The 16,399-nt window shown below is 60.9% G+C and carries 19 protein-coding genes and 1 other RNA gene; 10 read left to right on the plus strand and 10 right to left on the minus strand.

Translation table 11 applies throughout. The annotated features are described in order from the left end of the window. Positions 1 to 146 precede the first annotated feature (146 nt). Together QA648_RS17525 and recR are read right to left on the minus strand one after the other, a co-directional pair. Complete coding sequence (locus tag QA648_RS17525; protein ID WP_283048338.1) at positions 147 to 1,403, minus strand: lytic murein transglycosylase; 1,257 nt, start codon at positions 1,401 to 1,403, stop codon at positions 147 to 149. A 14-nt stretch (positions 1,404 to 1,417) separates the two neighbouring features. After that, a complete protein-coding gene (gene recR, locus QA648_RS17530; RefSeq protein WP_104821528.1) occupies positions 1,418 to 2,023 on the minus strand; it encodes a recombination mediator RecR in 606 nt (201 codons plus the stop codon). 57 nt (positions 2,024 to 2,080) lie between these two features. Between recR and QA648_RS17535 the strand changes: the two genes are divergently transcribed. Continuing rightward, the gene (locus tag QA648_RS17535; RefSeq protein WP_283048340.1) at positions 2,081 to 2,698 is read left to right on the plus strand and encodes an MOSC domain-containing protein; all 618 of its coding nucleotides are present in this window, start codon (positions 2,081 to 2,083) and stop codon (positions 2,696 to 2,698) included. 100 nt (positions 2,699 to 2,798) lie between these two features. On the opposite strand, the gene QA648_RS17540 is transcribed toward QA648_RS17535, so the two are convergent. Continuing rightward, on the minus strand, positions 2,799 to 3,335 hold the full coding sequence (locus QA648_RS17540; protein WP_283048342.1) for an alpha/beta fold hydrolase: 537 nt from the start codon (positions 3,333 to 3,335) through the stop codon (positions 2,799 to 2,801). A gap of 111 nt (positions 3,336 to 3,446) precedes the next feature. On the opposite strand from QA648_RS17540, the gene QA648_RS17545 reads away from it, so the two are divergent. After that, positions 3,447 to 3,923: an Lrp/AsnC family transcriptional regulator gene (locus tag QA648_RS17545; RefSeq protein WP_283048344.1), complete on the plus strand. Its 477-nt coding sequence runs from the start codon at positions 3,447 to 3,449 to the stop codon at positions 3,921 to 3,923. A gap of 23 nt (positions 3,924 to 3,946) precedes the next feature. Here the strand turns inward: QA648_RS17545 and QA648_RS17550 are convergent, their stop codons facing one another. The 3 genes from QA648_RS17550 to ffs form a co-directional block, all read right to left on the minus strand. Further along, positions 3,947 to 4,270 (minus strand): YbaB/EbfC family nucleoid-associated protein, encoded by a 324-nt coding sequence (locus QA648_RS17550; RefSeq protein WP_104821532.1) that lies wholly within the window; start codon positions 4,268 to 4,270, stop codon positions 3,947 to 3,949. Between the two features lie 111 nt (positions 4,271 to 4,381). After that, positions 4,382 to 6,268 carry a DNA polymerase III subunit gamma/tau gene (locus QA648_RS17555; protein ID WP_283048347.1) on the minus strand — a complete coding sequence of 629 codons (1,887 nt, stop codon included), beginning with the start codon at positions 6,266 to 6,268 and terminating at the stop codon, positions 4,382 to 4,384. Positions 6,269 to 6,315: 47 nt separating this feature from the next. Then, positions 6,316 to 6,412, minus strand: an RNA gene (gene ffs / locus QA648_RS17560) — signal recognition particle sRNA small type. Between the two features lie 91 nt (positions 6,413 to 6,503). Between ffs and QA648_RS17565 the strand changes: the two genes are divergently transcribed. The 6 genes from QA648_RS17565 (at position 6,504) to QA648_RS17590 (ending at position 10,021) form a co-directional block, all read left to right on the plus strand. After that, a complete protein-coding gene (locus QA648_RS17565; protein WP_283048348.1) occupies positions 6,504 to 6,914 on the plus strand; it encodes an HIT family protein in 411 nt (136 codons plus the stop codon). Continuing rightward, complete coding sequence (nudC, locus tag QA648_RS17570) at positions 6,911 to 7,870, plus strand: NAD(+) diphosphatase (RefSeq protein ID WP_283048350.1); 960 nt, start codon at positions 6,911 to 6,913, stop codon at positions 7,868 to 7,870. Before QA648_RS17565 ends, nudC begins: the two co-directional genes overlap by 4 nt. Before the next feature lie 9 nt (positions 7,871 to 7,879). Beyond that, positions 7,880 to 8,566: a YafY family protein gene (locus QA648_RS17575; RefSeq protein WP_104821536.1), complete on the plus strand. Its 687-nt coding sequence runs from the start codon at positions 7,880 to 7,882 to the stop codon at positions 8,564 to 8,566. A gap of 84 nt (positions 8,567 to 8,650) precedes the next feature. Then, a complete protein-coding gene (locus QA648_RS17580) occupies positions 8,651 to 8,887 on the plus strand; it encodes a hypothetical protein (protein WP_283048354.1) in 237 nt (78 codons plus the stop codon). Positions 8,888 to 9,082: 195 nt separating this feature from the next. Further along, positions 9,083 to 9,451: a VOC family protein gene (locus QA648_RS17585; protein ID WP_104821538.1), complete on the plus strand. Its 369-nt coding sequence runs from the start codon at positions 9,083 to 9,085 to the stop codon at positions 9,449 to 9,451. A 171-nt stretch (positions 9,452 to 9,622) separates the two neighbouring features. Further along, a complete protein-coding gene (locus QA648_RS17590) occupies positions 9,623 to 10,021 on the plus strand; it encodes a VOC family protein (protein ID WP_283048355.1) in 399 nt (132 codons plus the stop codon). A gap of 205 nt (positions 10,022 to 10,226) precedes the next feature. On the opposite strand, the gene QA648_RS17595 is transcribed toward QA648_RS17590, so the two are convergent. Further along, a complete protein-coding gene (locus tag QA648_RS17595) occupies positions 10,227 to 11,081 on the minus strand; it encodes a prephenate dehydratase (RefSeq protein WP_104821540.1) in 855 nt (284 codons plus the stop codon). 24 nt (positions 11,082 to 11,105) lie between these two features. Further along, entirely contained in the window at positions 11,106 to 11,861 is a 756-nt protein-coding gene (locus tag QA648_RS17600) for a 3-deoxy-manno-octulosonate cytidylyltransferase (protein ID WP_283048357.1), read from the minus strand. 151 nt (positions 11,862 to 12,012) lie between these two features. Here QA648_RS17600 and QA648_RS17605 point away from each other — a divergent pair, with 151 nt between their 5' ends. Continuing rightward, entirely contained in the window at positions 12,013 to 12,594 is a 582-nt protein-coding gene (locus QA648_RS17605; RefSeq protein ID WP_104821542.1) for a cytochrome c family protein, read from the plus strand. A 69-nt stretch (positions 12,595 to 12,663) separates the two neighbouring features. Here QA648_RS17605 and QA648_RS17610 read toward each other — a convergent pair whose 3' ends face one another. Both QA648_RS17610 and QA648_RS17615 read right to left on the minus strand, forming a co-directional pair. After that, positions 12,664 to 13,827 (minus strand): patatin-like phospholipase family protein, encoded by a 1,164-nt coding sequence (locus QA648_RS17610; protein ID WP_104821543.1) that lies wholly within the window; start codon positions 13,825 to 13,827, stop codon positions 12,664 to 12,666. 206 nt (positions 13,828 to 14,033) lie between these two features. Further along, a complete protein-coding gene (locus QA648_RS17615; protein WP_283051395.1) occupies positions 14,034 to 14,978 on the minus strand; it encodes an AEC family transporter in 945 nt (314 codons plus the stop codon). A gap of 405 nt (positions 14,979 to 15,383) precedes the next feature. On the opposite strand from QA648_RS17615, the gene QA648_RS17620 reads away from it, so the two are divergent. After that, positions 15,384 to 16,376, plus strand: a complete 993-nt coding sequence (locus QA648_RS17620) for an adenosine kinase (RefSeq protein WP_104821544.1) — start codon at positions 15,384 to 15,386, stop codon at positions 16,374 to 16,376. The last annotated feature ends 23 nt before the right edge of the window (positions 16,377 to 16,399 follow it).

The raw sequence follows: 16,399 nt of genomic DNA on the forward strand, positions 1-16,399 counted from the left end.
CTTGAGAGCGCGGACAAAGCGGACCTTGCGTCTGGGTCAGGTAAGTTCTTACAATCCTGTCGGCGAGGGACGAGAGCGGAAAAGCCACACCACTTGCGGAAAGCACTCAAAAGCTGCCGCAGGTCGCACCTGCCGCCAAATTCCGCTTATTTCAGCACGCCGAGCATCGAGCTGTCGGGATAGCAGGTGGGCTTGCGGCCGCTTTTTTCCTGCCATTGGCCGATCGACCGCCGGGTCTTGTAGCCCGGCAGTCCGTCGGTGCCGCCGACGTCGTAACCCTTGTGCTCCAGGGTCATCTGCATGCCGGCGACGTCGGAGCGCAGCATCTTGCCGACATCACCCCATTGGCCCTGGAAAGCGCCGGAGCCATAGGCGATGCGGTCGGCGAGATTGCCGATATAGAGGCCGTAGAGGTCGGAATTATTGTATTCCTTGATGACGTAGAAATTCGGCGTGACGATGAATTCCGGTCCGTCGCGGCCGGCCGGCACCAGCATCATGCCGCTGGCGCGCAGCTCATCGGACGGAAAAGCCTTGCCGGCAATCCTGGTGATCCCGAGCGCGTTCCATTGTGAAATCGGCTTGGCAAGATCCGGCCCTTCCTGCGCGCAGGACACGTTTTCCGGGATCGTCACTTCATAGCCCCAGCCGCGGCCGCGCTGCCAGCCCTTCTGCACAAGATAGTTGGCTATGGATGCGAGCGTATCCGGCACGGACGTCCAGATGTTGCGATGGCCGTCGCCGTCGAAATCAACAGCGTATTTCAGGTAGCTGGTCGGCATGAACTGCGGCTGGCCGAGCGCGCCGGCCCAGGAACCCATGAACTGATCGGGCGTGACGTCGCCATGCTCGAGGATACCGAGCGCCGCGATAAGCTCGGTGCGGAACATCTCCTTGCGCGTCGACATGAAGGCCTTGGTCGCCAGCACCTGGATCGCCGAATTCGGCAGTTTCGCCGCTCCGAAGCCGGTCTCGCGGCCCCAGATCGCCAGCACGATCGAACCGGGCACGCCGTAGACTTTTTCGATCCTCTTCAGCGTCGGACCATATTGCGAAGCGAAGCTGCGTCCGGTCGCCGCCAGTTTCTGTAGCCGTGCCTCGTTGAAATAGGGAGCGGGCGAGGAGAATTCCGCCTGCGTCTGCGGCTGTTCCTTGGGCTTTGGAAAGCCTGGTGGGGCAAGATCCGGCAGATTCCAATTCAGTGTCACGCCGGAAAAAGCCGCCATGAAGGTTTTTTCGGAAACGCCGTCCTTCTTCGCTTCCGGCCAGAGGTCCTTTTGCACCCAGCTCTCGAATTGGGCTTCAACATCGGCCTTAGAAGCGGCAAGGGCGGGGAGGGGGAGAAGAGCAAAAAGGACGATAAGCGTGCGCAGAATATATCGCGCCGGGTGCACTCTCCTCATGCTCTGTCTCTCCTTCAAATCGTCGTCCGTGCCCGCAGCGCCGCAGTCAGCGTGCCTTCGTCCAGATAATCGAGCTCGCCGCCAACCGGTACGCCATGGGCGAGGCGGGTGATTTTCACCTCCAGGCCGGCGAGCTGGTCAGTTATATAGTGTGCTGTGGTTTGCCCCTCGACAGTGGCGTTGACGGCGATGATGATCTCCCGGACACCGCCCTCGTTGACACGCTCTATCAGCCCGCGAATGTTGAGATCGTCGGGTCCGACGCCATCCAGTGGCGACAGTACGCCGCCAAGAACGTGATAGGCGGCATTCATCGCGCCGGCGCGCTCCAGTGCCCAGAGGTCGGCGACATCTTCGACGACGATGATGACGGACTGATCGCGCCGGTCGTCGGTGCAGACGGTGCAGGGGTCGACAGTATCGACGTTGCCGCAGCGCGAGCAAATCTTCACCTTGTCATAGGCATCGCCCATGGCATGGGAGAGAGGGCCGAGCAACTGGTCCTTCTTCTTGATCAGGTGCAATGCGGCGCGCCGTGCCGAGCGTGGGCCGAGGCCCGGCACTTTTGCCAGAAGCTGGATGAGTTTTTCAATTTCGGGGCCGGTGACTCGCTTTGCCATGGGAGGCTTTTAGCTCATATGCTGAAGGAACGGAATCGCGGAAGGGATGAACGCCCTATGAAAATTCTGGCCGTCTGCATCGGCGCCGCCGAAACATTGCCCGGCAAGAGCTACAAGACCGGAATCAACAAGCATGCGGTCGGCGGCACGGTCATGGTCGACGCCGAGGGTATCATCGGTGATGCCGTCTGCAATGGCGAACATCACGGCGGACGAGATCAGGCCGTGTATGTCGAAGGTTCGCTGACGCTGGATTGGTGGTCGAGCGAGTTGGGTCGCAGGCTGGAACCCGGTGCGTTCGGCGAAAATATCGTCATCGAAGGGCTCGATAACCGCGAGGTCGCGGTCGGTGATAGATTCATAGCCGCCGATCTAGTTCTGGAGGTTACCTCGGCCCGCATTCCCTGTGCGACGTTCGCGGCAAAGATGGGTGATCCGAAATTTGTCAAGCGCTATATGCAAGCGGGCCGTCCCGGCATCTATTGCCGCGTCATCAAAAACGGCACGGCTACCGCCGGGACGCCGGTGACCTATGTCCCCTATGCCGGCGCCAAGGTCACCATGCCGGAAATGATGGTGACCTTTGGTAGACGATTGTCCCCGGAGGATCGGACGCGTTATCTCTCCGCGCCCATCCACTACAAGCTCAGAGCGCTTCTCGACGACAATTCCTAAAGCATGCCGCGCAAAAGTGCGCGGCGGTTTTGCGATAACGACATGTGCAAAATCAAAGACCTAAAGCGCGAGGAGCGAACCCTAGAGATCGCGATGCGCTTTAGACGAGCCCGGTGCGAAAACGCTCGAACAGCGTCCGTCCTTCCGGCCAATCGCCAATTCCTGAATTTGCATTGATATGGCCGAGCGCGCCGGCATCGATCAAATCGCTGCCCCAGGCGGCGGCGATTTCTCTCGCATAGTCGAACGAAGCGAAGGGATCGTCGGTGCTTGCGACGAGGAGCGACGGAAACGGCAGTCGCTGGCGCGGCGGATTGGCGAAGCTCGGGGCCTCGGTCAGATAGACGTCGCCCGTGGGATCTGGCGCGGAGACAAGGAAAGTGCCGCGGATTTTTGCCGGCGCGGACGCCGCCCAGTGCGCGACCAACTGGCAGGCGAGGCTATGGGCGATGAGGATCGGCAGCGTCTTGGAGCGGCGGATCTCCCAGTCGAGTGCGGCGAGCCAATCGGCCAATTCCGGCCTGTCCCAGCTCGTCGGCTGAAAGCGGCGCATCTCGGGGGCCTGCCGTTCCCACAGGGTCTGCCAGTGGCCTTCCCCCGAGCCGCCAAGGCCGGGCAGGATGATGATCTCACTCATGTCTTCCTCTCGTACTGTGTTGACGGAGGGAGGGTGGCACGCGCCATCGGCAATTGACATTAGAGTCTATCGGGCAAATCCTGCTCTGGCCGATGAATTCAAGGTGCGAGAATGGAAAGTTTCGAGAAAGACCTGGATCCGACCGATCTGTCGATGATCGAGATCCTGCAGGAGGATGGGCGAATTTCCGTATCGGAACTTGGCCGCCGGGTAGGGCTTTCACAGCCCGCCGCGTCGGAACGCCTGAAAAGGCTTGAGGAACGCGGCATCATTGCCGGCTATCGTGCCGTCATTGATCCCGCTGCCGTCGGCCTCGGCATGATGGCAGTCGTCCGGCTGCGCACGACCCATGAGCACATACGCCCCTGCTTGAAACAGTTTTCGGAGATGCCGCAGATCATCGAGGTCCTGCGGCTGACCGGCGAGGATTGTTTCCTGCTCAAGGTCCTGGTGCCGACACCCTCAGACCTTGAAACCATCGTCGATTCCATTGCTCGCCACGGCGCGGTGACCACGTCGCTGGTATTGCGGAACGAGCCGGCGAAACCGATCGGTCGCGAGCTCATCCGCAAGACGATTGCGCGTTGACCGCGCGTTGAAGCGAACGCTTCTCAGAAAGGCAGCTTGAACCCGGGCGGGATCGGCAGACCGGCGGTCAGTTCGCGGGTCTTTTCGGCGGCCAGCGCCTCGGCCTTTTCCTGGGCGTCCTTGTTTGCAGCGACGATCAGGTCCTCGAGGATTTCAACGTCTTCTTCCTTGAAGAGCGACGGATCGATCTTGATGCCCAGCATCTGGCTCTTGCCATTCACAGTGACGGTGATGAGGCCGCCGCCGGCTTTGCCTTCGGCCCGGATGTCGGCGATTTCTGCCTGCATCTTCTCCATCTTGGCCTGCATTTCCTTCACTTTGCCCATCATGCCCATGATGTCGCGCATCGTTGCTGGTCCTTCTCTTCCGTCTCTTTGTCTTGTTATTTTTGGTTACAATCTACGTCGAAAACCGCTTTACGCTTTTATCCTACGGCTCTTCGATTTGGTATCATACCCTTAGAATTCGATATCATCGCCCGGCAGAATATCGCCGTCATCGGATTCGGCAGTCGCCGGGGCGGCAGTTTGTTCTTCTTCCTCAGGGTCGGGCGCGCGGACGCGAACGTCGATGATCTTGGCGCCCGGAAATTGCGATAGGATCGCCGCAACATCGGGGTCCTGGCGGGCATCGGCGACCCGTTGCCGCTGCTCGTTCGCCTCGGCCTCCACCAGGGTCGGTTCGCCTTCGTCGCGGCTGAGGCTGACGATCCAATGGATGCCGGTCCATTCCTTCAGCTTGACGGCAAGCTCGTTCAGCAGCGTCCCCGGCGCACCCGGCGCCAGGCTGACATCGAGCCGGCCGGGCTCCAGCCGCACCGGGCGAACGAAGCTGCGCACCAGCGCCTTTACTTTCGGATCACGCTTCTGGCCGGCGAGCTCGGCGATATCGGCCATCGAATTGACGGGAACCAAAGGCTTCGGCGCTTCGGCGGGTTTTGGCTCGATACGGCCGATCACGGGACTTGCCTGTGGCTGCGTATTCGGAACCGAGCGCAGCATGGCGACCGGTGCAGCCGGCGACGGGGCGGGCCGTGATGGTGCGGTTTCCACCGCGCGCGCCATGACATTGCCCTGATAGGAGACAGGCGTTCCCATGCCGTTGCCGGCAGATGGCACGGGCGATGGACGCGTTCCACCGCCATTGCCATCCGAAAATTCGGCAAGCCGCCGCGCTGCGTCTTCCGGCGCCGGCAGATGGGCGGCATGCGCCAGGCGGATCAGCACCATTTCGGCGGCACCGGCCGTGCGGGCTGCGCTTTCGGTCTCCGGTATGCCCTTCAGCAGCATCTGCCAGAAGCGAGAGAGCGTGGTAACCGCCACGCCCTGGGCGAAATCAGCCGCCTTGGTGCGCTCGACCTCGCTCAGCGACGGATCGTCGGCGGCATCGGGCACATATTTCAGGCGGGTGACGAGATGGGTGAAATCGGCAAGATCGGTCAGCACGACGACAGGATTGGCGCCGGCTTCGTACTGGCTGTTGAATTCCGCCAATGCGGCGGCGACATCGCCCCTGATGATGTGGTGGAAGAGATCGACGATGCGGGCGCGGTCGGCGAGCCCCAGCATCGAACGAACGGCATCCGCCGCAACCACACCGCTGCCATGGGCGATCGCCTGATCGAGCAGCGACAGCCCATCGCGGGCCGAGCCTTCGGCGGCACGGGCGATCATGGCGAGCGCTTCCGGCTCCGCCTCGATGCCTTCTTTCGCGGCGATGGTGGTGAACAGGCCGACGAGGTCGGAAGCGCTGATGCGGCGCAGATCGAAGCGCTGGCAGCGCGACAGCACCGTGATCGGCACCTTGCGGATTTCGGTGGTGGCGAAGATGAACTTCACATGCTCCGGCGGCTCTTCCAGCGTTTTCAGCAACCCGTTGAAGGCGGCCGTCGACAGCATATGCACTTCGTCGATGATATAGACCTTGTAGCGCGCCGAAACCGGACGGTAGCGCACCTGCTCGATGATCTCGCGGATATCGTCGATACCGGTATGTGAGGCGGCGTCCATCTCGATGACGTCGACATGCCGGCCTTCCATGATCGCTTGGCAATGTTCGCCCGGCTCGCGCAGGTCGATGGTCGGGCGGTCGATCTCGGCGGTCTTGTAGTTGAGGGCGCGTGCCAGGATGCGGGCCGTCGTCGTCTTGCCGACGCCGCGTACGCCGGTCAGCATATAGGCCTGGGCAATGCGGCCGGTCTCGAACGCATTGGTCAGCGTGCGAACCATCGGCTCCTGGCCGACCATCAGGTCCGTAAAATCCTTGGGCCGGTATTTGCGAGCCAGAACCCGGTAACCGGTGCCGGTCGAAGCGGCATCTTTTGCTTGTCGCTCGGTGTCGCTCATCGCCCTGCTTGTCGCCCGCAGAAAGCCGGGCCTTGCTTTCGGAAAGGGTGGGAGGCTGGCACGATGACCCGTGCCGGGCTCGTTAGGGCTGCTTCCTTCCGGACCTGACCCGGTTGGCGAGTGGCTCGTCCACCACCAACCTCCCGGATGCACATATCGGCAATATCGGCATCAAAAGCAAGCCAAGGTCAAAAAAAACTGCTAAACATTTGATAAAACACTGGAGGACAACCCATTGCAGGATTTTGCGCTCGACGATCGTCTGGCGAATGACAGCGTTTCCGTCGCCATTACCGGCCTTTGCGACGTGCGGCTGATGAAGGATCGCCGCTGGCCATGGCTGTTGCTGGTGCCCCGTCGGCCCGGCATGTCGGAAATATTCGAGCTGACACCGCTCGACCAGGTGCTGTTGACCTTCGAGACGAATAAGGTCGCAGCCGCCTTGAAGGCGGTGACCGGAGCGACAAAAATCAACATCGGGGCCCTTGGAAATATCGTCCGTCAGCTTCATGTTCATGTCATTGCGCGGTTCGAAGGGGACACGAACTGGCCCGGCCCGATCTGGGGCTACGGCAAAGCGGAACCCTATGCGGACGAAGATATGAACAGCTTCATAGCCAAGTTGCGGGAAACGCTTTCACAATGAACCATTCCATCTTCTCTACGGATGCCCCCCACCCGGAAGCCAGCAGCCTCACCGCCTTTGCGGAAAACCAGCTTAACCGGGACGCCGAGCACCGCGACGAGGAATCGGTCGAGCGAGCTCTTTCCAAGGACGGCACGCATATCCTTGCTTTCGCCAGGGACAGGCTGGTCCTGAAACATGACGGCCTGGTGCTCGATCCGCTGTTTGCGCGCTACGAACTGCAGGAACTCGATCCCGACTGGGAGGCGGCGGTGCTGCTCGGTTACCGCAAGACCGGCGAACCGCGACTGGCCGTGCCGGTGCGCATCAATGCCGACGATCTCGCCAGCCACTACAAGCCCGCCGACATGCGCTCGCTTTGGCGCGATCTCCTGCTCGAAGGTGAAATTCTCGGCGAAGCGGCGCAGGGCATGAGCCTTATCCGCTGGAACCACGACAATCGGTTCTGCGGCCGATGCGGCTCGGTCATGGAAAGCCGAATCGGCGGCTACAAGCGCGTCTGCACGGCCTGCGAACACATGATCTTTCCGCGCACCGATCCGGTCGTCATCATGCTGACGATCGACGAGGAGAAAAATCTCTGCCTGCTCGGCCGCAGCCATCATTTCGCACCCGGCATGTATTCCTGTCTCGCCGGTTTTGTCGAACCGGGCGAAACCATCGAAAATGCCGTGCGTCGCGAGACGCATGAGGAGTCTGGCATCCGCATTGGCCGTGTGCGCTACCATGCCTCGCAACCCTGGCCGATGCCGCACTCCCTGATGATCGGCTGCTATGCCGAGGCGAAGTCGAGGGAGATCCATATGGACACCGCCGAGCTCGATGACTGCCGCTGGTTCACACCGGAAGAGACGCTTGCCATGCTCGATCGCGTCTCGGCCTCCGGTAACACCTCGCCACCCAAGGGCGCCATCGCCCATCGCCTGATGCGCGACTGGGTGGAATGGAAGCGATAGGCGCTCGTCATGGCGCGCTCGGAACGGCTGCTGACCCTATTGCAGACGCTCAGGCGCTACCGACGTCCGGTCAGCGGCGCGACCCTTGCCGACGAGACTGGCGTCAGCCTGCGCACGCTCTATCGCGATATCGCCAGCCTGCAGACGCAGGGTGCCATGATCGAAGGCGAGCCTGGCATCGGCTATGTTCTGAAGCCCGGCTTCATGCTGCCGCCGATGATGTTTTCGCAGGATGAGATCGAGGCGCTGGTGCTGGGATCGAGATGGGTCGCACGCGCAACCGATTCGCGATTGGCCGCCGCCGGCGCCGATGCTCTTGCCAAGATCGCTGCGGTGCTGCCCGCCGAAATGCGCGAGGCGGTCGATCAGGCGGCGGTGGTCGTCGCAACGCGCCGCATAACGGAGGATAAGGCTGATCTTTCCCTGATGCGCAAGGCGATCCGCGGCGAACGCATGGTGCAATTGACCTATGGCGACGTCAACGGCGCTATCTCGACCCGGCGCATCTGGCCCTTCGCGCTCGGCTATTTCGATAATGCGCGCATCATCATGGCCTGGTGCGAGCTGCGCCAGGATTTTCGTCATTTCCGCGCCGACCGCATCGTCGATTTTGCGGTGCTGGACGCACGCTACCCGCGACGCCGTGTTACGCTGGCGAGGGAATGGAATGCCCGGGAGGGCATGCTCCACGATTGATCCTCAAGAGCAACGCTACTGCCAGAAACTGTCAGTAGGTACGACTATGATGGGCACCATCCCAAGCAGGAAGGAGGACCGATCATGGCAAGCCACGCTTTCATCGTCACGAAACAAACGCATCGCGGCGTCATCGAGGCGCGCAAAGGCAAAGATCTCTCTGTGCCGACATGGCCCGCCCGCTTCTTGCGGGTTGCACTGGGCTATTTTGTCGGCAGCCGAAATCACCTCGATCTCGAGGGAGCGTCTGATTTGGTCAAGCGCGATCTGGGCTTTCTGGACGGCCACGCGCCATACCGTGAGGAAGAACGGATGCACTAAGGCCGAAGCGATTTCGGCGATAAAGACATTCGTAAAATCAAGAGTTTAAGGCCAGAGAAGGCTATTCTGACAGATCGCGATGCGCTTTAGAAACGCATCTCCATAAACATCCAAATCTTCTGACACCGGCAGGCCTCGCCTGCCGGACCGCATCTTCATGCCCTTATATCCCCCTAAATTGAGAGGAATATCCAAATGACAAGCCCGAATCTCATCATCTTCTACGTTAAGGACCCGGCCGAAAGCGTGCCTTTCTATCGCGACCTGCTCGGCCGCGAGCCCGCCGTTGCCGCGCCGAATTTCGCTGCCTTCCCGCTCGACAATGGTTTCACCCTCGGCCTCTGGCGCCGCAGCAACGTCGAGCCGCAGCCCTCGGCCATCGGCAATCGCGGTGAACTCGCCTTCATGGTCGAAGGCGAAGGCGCGGTCGCGGAACATTACCAAGACTGGAAAGCCCGCGGCCTGCCGATTGCGCAGGAACTGACGACCATGGATTTCGGCCCGACCTTCGTCGTGCTGGATCCCGACGGTCATCGTCTCAGGGTTTGTGAGCCGGATAAGTGAATTGTGACCTAGTCACCCGCCCTCGTGGTTCGAGGCTGCAGCCTTTTGGGCTTTTGCACCTCACCATGAGGGCTGATCTTGTATGCTCCGCCACGGAACATGGTCCACCTCATGGTGAGGTGCATTCGCAGAAGAGACTGATCGATAAATTCAGAGCAATGCGAGGAACACTTGCTGCATCATATTTCATTCGGCGTCTCAGATATCGAGAGAGCCGCCACCTTTTACGACGCCGCCTTCGCACCGCTCGGCTATGTCAGGGTTTGGGAAGACTTGAACCCCGGCGATCCCAACCAGGCGATCGGATACGGCCCGCCGGGTGGGGGCGATAAGTTCGCCATCAAACTGCGCGGCGCGGCGGCTCATGCGCCAGGCCCAGGCTTCCATCTTGCCTTTGCCGCACCGGGCCGCGAGGCTGTCGTCCTCTTCCATAAGGCCGCATTGGCTCATGGCGGCACGGACAATGGCGCGCCTGGTCTTCGACCTCATTACGGGCCGAATTATTTCGCCGCCTTTGTCGTCGATCCGGACGGGCATCGCATTGAGGTCGTTACCAAGGCTGCGGAGTAGCTAGCGGTTGGAAGTTATACGATACCATCACCCGCCCTCGCGGTTCGAGGCTGCAGCCCGGCGGCCTTCGCACCTCACCATGAGGGCTAACCCTTTGGGTCAATAGCGAAATTCTCCCCCGCCTCATCCTGAGGTGCGGAGCTCGAAGAGCGAAGCCTCGAAGGACGAGGCGGCCTCCGACGCCATTAAACTTAAAGGATCAGACTTAGAGATCGCCCCGCATCGGATGCCCCTTGTAAACGCCCAGAATACGGACCTTCTCGGAGAAGAACCGCAATTCCTCCAGCGCGCGGCGCACATGGGCATCGGACGGATGGCCCTCGATATCGGCATAGAACTGCGTCGCTACAAAACGGCCGCCGAGCTGATAGCTTTCGAGCTTGGTCATGTTGATGCCGTTGGTGGCAAAGCCGCCCAGGGCCTTGTAGAGCGCGGCCGGAATGTTGCGCACATTGAAGACGAAGGTGGTGACGATCTTTTCCTCGGTCGAGCTGCGCTGCGCCCAGTTTTCGTCACGCGACAGGATGACGAAGCGCGTGACGTTGCTCTCGGTATCCTCGACATTTTCCGCAACGATTTCCAGCCCATAGAGGTCGGCCGCCAGTCGCGGTGCAAGGGCGGCCATGGTGCGGTCGCCGGTTTCCTGCACGAGCTTGGCCGCCCCCGCCGTATCGCCGGCGATGATCGGCTTCCAGCCATTGGCGCGCACGATCTTGCGGCACTGGCCAAGCGCATGGATGTGGCTGTGCACCGTCCGGATTTCTTCCTTCTTCACACCCGGTAGCACCATGAGCTGGAAGTGGATCGGCATGAAATATTCGCCGACGATATGCAGCCGCGATTCCGGCAGCAGATGATGGATATCGGCGACCCGGCCGGCGATCGTGTTTTCGATCGGGATCATGCCGAGATCGGCTTCGCCATTGTCGACGGCGGTGAAGGCGTCCTCGAAGGTCTGGCAAGGCAGCGGCTCCATCGTCGGGAACATGTCACGGGAGGCCATGTCGGAATTGGCGCCGTAGTCGCCCTGGAAAGAGATCTTGTTGGTCTTGGTGATCATTGGACTGCCTTTGGGGAAATTCCGTCAGAGAGAGGCGCCGGAAAGGATGCGGCGGGCCTTTTCGAGGTCGGCGGGAGTATCGACACCGAGCGGTATCGTGTCAACGATCTCGACATCGATGCGCATGCCGGCTTCCAGCGCCCGCAATTGCTCCAGTGATTCGCGCTTTTCCAGCGTCGAAGGGCCGAGGCTGACGAATTTCTCCAGCGCGCCGCGGCGATAGGTATAGAGGCCGATGTGATGATAAAGCGGCCCGTTGCCGTAGGGAGCGGTGGCGCGAGTGAAGTAAAGTGCGCGCAGACGGCTGTCCGAAACGGGCGAGCCGACAACCTTGACGACACTCGGCAGCTTCTTTTCTTCCTCGTCTTTGATCTCGACGGTCAGCGTGGCGATATCGACGGCCGGGTCTTCCAGCGGGCGCAGCGACGCGCGGATGGTTTCGGGATCGATGGTCGGCAGATCGCCCTGGACGTTGACGATGATCTCGGCATGACCCTCGGGATCCACGGCCTGCAGGGCCTCATAGATCCGGTCCGAGCCGGATTGATGATCCCTGCGCGTCATGACGACTTCGAAGCCGGCATTCGCAACGGCGGCAAAGGTGTCCTCGTGGTCGACGGCGACGACGATGCGACCGATCGCCGCCTCGCGCGCCCGTTTGGCAACCTGTACGATCATGGGCAGGCCGCAAATATCGGCGAGCGGCTTGCCCGGCAGGCGGGTGGAGGCCATCCGGGCCGGAATGAGCACCAGCGTCTTGTCTAAGTTGGGATCTGTCATTGTTGGGCCTTCTATTCCTGCCGGAAAAGTGTCAAAAAGTCTCACGGTGGAGACCGTTTAGAGAGTTGCAAGAAACTGCCAAAAGACATAGGTTTCGCGCGAATTCAAGATGGGCCGGCAGCCGCTGCCGGAGGCGAGGGGAGCATAGCAGATGAATTCATCCTACGTGAACATGGGTGTCGGGGCACTTCTGGCCACACTTTTTGTGCTGAAGTCCGTGTCGCTCGCGTCGGGATTTATTTTCCATTCAGAAACGCCGGAAAAGCCGGGCTTCGCAATTATCGCCGCTGAAGAAACGTCTGCCGGCGCCGGCGGCAAGGGAGCCGCCGCCAAGCAGGAAACGCCGATCGCGCAATTGCTGCAAAAGGCCGACGCGAAGGCCGGCGAATCGATCTTCAAGAAGTGTCAGGCCTGTCATGACGGCACCAAGGGCGGGCCGAACAAGGTCGGTCCGGATCTCTGGGGTGTGGTCGATCGTCCGATCGCCTCGCACGAAGGTTTTGCCTATTCCTCCGCCATGAAGGATTTTTCCAAGGGCAGCAGCGAAAAGTGGACCTACGATCATCTCTACCACTTCCTCGAAGCGCCGAAGAAATTCATCGCCGGGACGGCGATGGGCTTTGCCGGCCTGCCGAAGGAAGAAGATCGTGCCAATGTCATCGCCTATCTGCGCACGCTGGCCGACACGCCTCAGCCGCTGCCTGACGCGAACGCTCCCGCGGCGACGAACTAAGCTGCCTCAAGCGAACGATTGCCAAAAGCCCGGTCGTCTCGGCCGGGCTTTTGCATGCCGGTCAGTCGCTCAGACGGCGTGCTTGCGCGTCCGCATCTTTTGATCCAGGTCGTAGACCTTGAGCCCGTCCTCGGCGCCGGGCGGCACGCGCCAATCTTCCGAGATCAGGGCCTTGCGGGCGTCGTGCAGGCCGGCTTGCCAATGCTCGTGCATCGACAGCGCCGAAAATTCGTAGTCCTTCGAATGGGCGCGGAACTGCTTGTTGCGGTAGATCAGGTGGATGATCGTGACGCTGTGATCGCAGCAATGTTGCTTCAGCTTCTGGATCTCCGGATCAGCCTTGGCCTCTTCCGGCAGGCGCGCATAAAGCTCCGATATGGTACGGCGCAGACGGTGGCGCTCGAGAAAGAGGTCGGTGTTGAGCCGGGTGCGGCTGGAATAGCTGATATCCTTGCGCCGCTCCTCCACTTCTTCGAGGTCCTGCGGCAACAGGCCGGTAGCACTGAAGAGATCGACCTGGAAGACGACCGTGTCGACTTCGGCGGCGTTCCTCAGCACGTAACTCAGCGGCGTGTTCGAGACCAGGCCGCCGTCCCAGTAATATTCATTGCCGATCTTGATCGCCGGAAAGCCGGGTGGCAGTGCGCCGCTCGCCATGACGTGCTCGGGTTTGATTTTGATGTCCTTATTGTCGAAAAAGGCGAAATTGCCGGTTCTGACATTGACGGCGCCGAGGCTCAGTCGCACCGGGCCATGATTGATGCGGTCGAAATCGACATGGTCGAGCAGGGTCTGACGCAATTGCGCGGTGTCGTAGATACTGGTCGCACCCGCTGAGCCCCGCGGCTGGAACCAGGATGGGATCTGCCAGGGCGAAAAGAAACCGGGCACGCCGAAGGTCGATACCCACCAACTGCTGACCGTGCGGTAGAACCGACTGGTCTCGCGTTGGCGCTCCATCAGCACGTCGACCGGCAATTGCACGCTGACCTTGTTCCAAAAGGAGCGCAGTTTTTCCAGCCGCTGGCCCGGCACGTTGCCCGCCATGATCGAGGCGTTGATGGCACCGATCGAGATCCCGGCGATCCAGTCCGGCTCGATATTGGCTTCCCTCAATGCTTCGAAGGCGCCCGCCTGATAGGAGCCGAGCGCACCGCCGCCCTGCAGGACGAAGACCTTCTGCGCATAGGCCGAAGCGGGATTGGTGGTGGTGAGTGGAGCTGCAATATTCATGGTTCCATCCTTTGCTGCGCTCCACCCTTAGTTAAAGGCGGCGGTGCGCGAATATATGACCATTTTCCTGCCTGCTTCTCCGAAGGCGGAGATATATTGTCGCAGTGTTCAACCGGCGGTGAGCTCACGCAAAGCCGCCTGCACCTTTCTGAGATCACCTTGGAACGCCGTGCGATGACAGGAATCCACACAGGCCGCTCGCGTCGCTAGCCGAGCATATAGGCCCAAAGTGACACTGAAAGTACGCCGAGCGCCGTTGTCAGCGTAATCGTCGAGGCCGCGAGACTGTGACCGACGCCAAAGCGATTGGCAATCAGCCAGGCGTTCACACCTGTGGGAACTGCGGCGGTGAGGACGATCGCCTCACGCCATTGCGAGCTGAGGCCAAGAAGATAGCCGGCCGAAAGCACGCAGGCCGGCAGCAACAGAAGCTTGAACGCCGAGGTAACGCTGGCGATTCCGAGATTGCCGGAAAGACCATATTGCCGCAGCGCCATGCCAAGCGAAATCAGCGCCGCCGGGCCTGCCGTGTTGGCGATGCTATCGACGACGCTGCCGAGCGTCGCCGGCAGGGGAATGCCGATGAGGTGCACGACGAGGCCGGCGACAAGTCCGATGACCAGCGGATTGCGGACAAGGTTTCTGCCTACCTGATGCAGCAGCTCGCCTGTGCTGCGCCCGCTGCCGCCATTCGCCTTGCGCTCAGCCTGCTCCATCAGCATCGTACCGGCGATCATCATGACAGGCAAATGCACGGCGATCAGGATCGATAGCGCCACGATGCCATCGGGACCGACCACACGGCTCACCAGCGGCAGGCCGATGAAGGTATTGTTGGCGAAAGCCGACGACACACCGGCGAGCACCCCGATCCGCGCATCCCGCCCGAATAGGCGCGTCGCCGCCAGATGGCCGGCTGTCCAGGCGACCGCGACGCCGGCAAAATAGGCGATCCACAATCGGAATGGCGAAGCCCCGTGGAAATGCGCGCCAGCAATGGTCTGGAAAAGCAGCAGCGGCACGGCAAGCTTGAAGACGAACTCGCTCATCGCTTCGCCGACGCTGGCCGTCAATATTCCGGCACGCACGATCAACCAGCCGACGAGGATCAGCAGGAAAATCGGCAGAACATCGGAAAAGATTTCGGACATGCCGGCGAGCGAGCTGTGGCGGGATCTTCGGACTTGATCCCAGAGTTGTAGCAGCTTGCCGCAACGTGAGAAGCCGAAAAGCGGTCGGAAACAAAAAAAGCGGGCCACGCCCGCTTTCCCGCATCCGGCCCCGCCGGAGTCCTCCCGGTGCACAGGCCGCCAGTTCATCCGTGGTCGGCGCGCGTACCGGTGAGGCGGAAGGTATCATACCTTCCCAGAACTGGCCCGAATGCCTTGTCCGCATCCCATGCCCGTTCACTTGATAAGTGTTTACAGATAGAAAGTGACAGGCAAATGACTGGTTGAGATTTAGTTACCTCATCGGACACCGATTTTCCTTCCAAACTTCGGAAAAACCGCTAATACCGGATACCGGCTATCACCAATACCGGGACCCCCTTTTTGATGACTCGTTTCGATGTACTGACCGTTGGCAATGCTATCGTCGACATTATCTCCCGCTGCAACGATCAGTTCCTGATCGACAACAAGATCACCAAGGCCGCGATGAATCTCATCGATGCCGACCGTGCCGAGCTATTGTATTCGCGCATGGGTCCGGCGCTCGAAGCCTCCGGCGGCAGCGCCGGCAATACGGCGGCGGGCGTTGCGAATTTCGGCGGCAGGGCAGCCTATTTCGGCAAGGTCGCGGAAGATCAGTTGGGAGAAATCTTCGCGCACGACATCCGCGCCCAGGGCGTGCATTACGAGACCAAGCCGAAGGGCACGTTCCCGCCGACTGCCCGCTCCATGATCTTCGTCACCGAGGATGGCGAGCGTTCGATGAACACCTATCTCGGCGCCTGCGTCGAGCTTGGCCCGGAGGATGTCGAGGAAGATGTCGTCGCCAACGCCAAGGTCACCTATTTCGAAGGCTATCTCTGGGACCCGCCGCGCGCTAAGGAGGCGATTCGCGAATGCGCCCGCATCGCCCATGTCCATGGCCGCGAAATGTCGATGACTTTGTCCGACAGCTTCTGCGTCGGCCGTTATCGCCACGAATTCCTCGATCTCATGCGCTCGGGCACCGTCGATATCGTCTTTGCCAACCGCGACGAGGCATTGTCGCTCTACGAGACCGATGATTTCGAGAAGGCGTTGAAGCTGATTGCGGCCGACTGCAAGATCGCAGCCGTCACCACCGGCAAGGACGGTGCCGTCATCGTGCGCGGCAACGAGCGCTATGTCGTCGACGCCCATCCGATCGAGGAGCGCGTCGATACGACCGGCGCCGGCGATCTCTTCGCAGCCGGCTTCCTCTTCGGCTACACGCAGGGTCGCAGCCTCGAAGACTGCGGCAAGCTCGGCAACCTCGCCGCAGCTATCGTCATCGAGCAGATCGGCCCTCGGCCGATGCGGTCGCTCTCGGAAGCCGGCAAGGAATTCGGGCTTCTTTAAGCTCGCCCACTGGCTCATGCTGA

Source organism: Rhizobium sp. CB3171 (genome assembly GCF_029714265.1).
GTDB lineage: Bacteria > Pseudomonadota > Alphaproteobacteria > Rhizobiales > Rhizobiaceae > Rhizobium.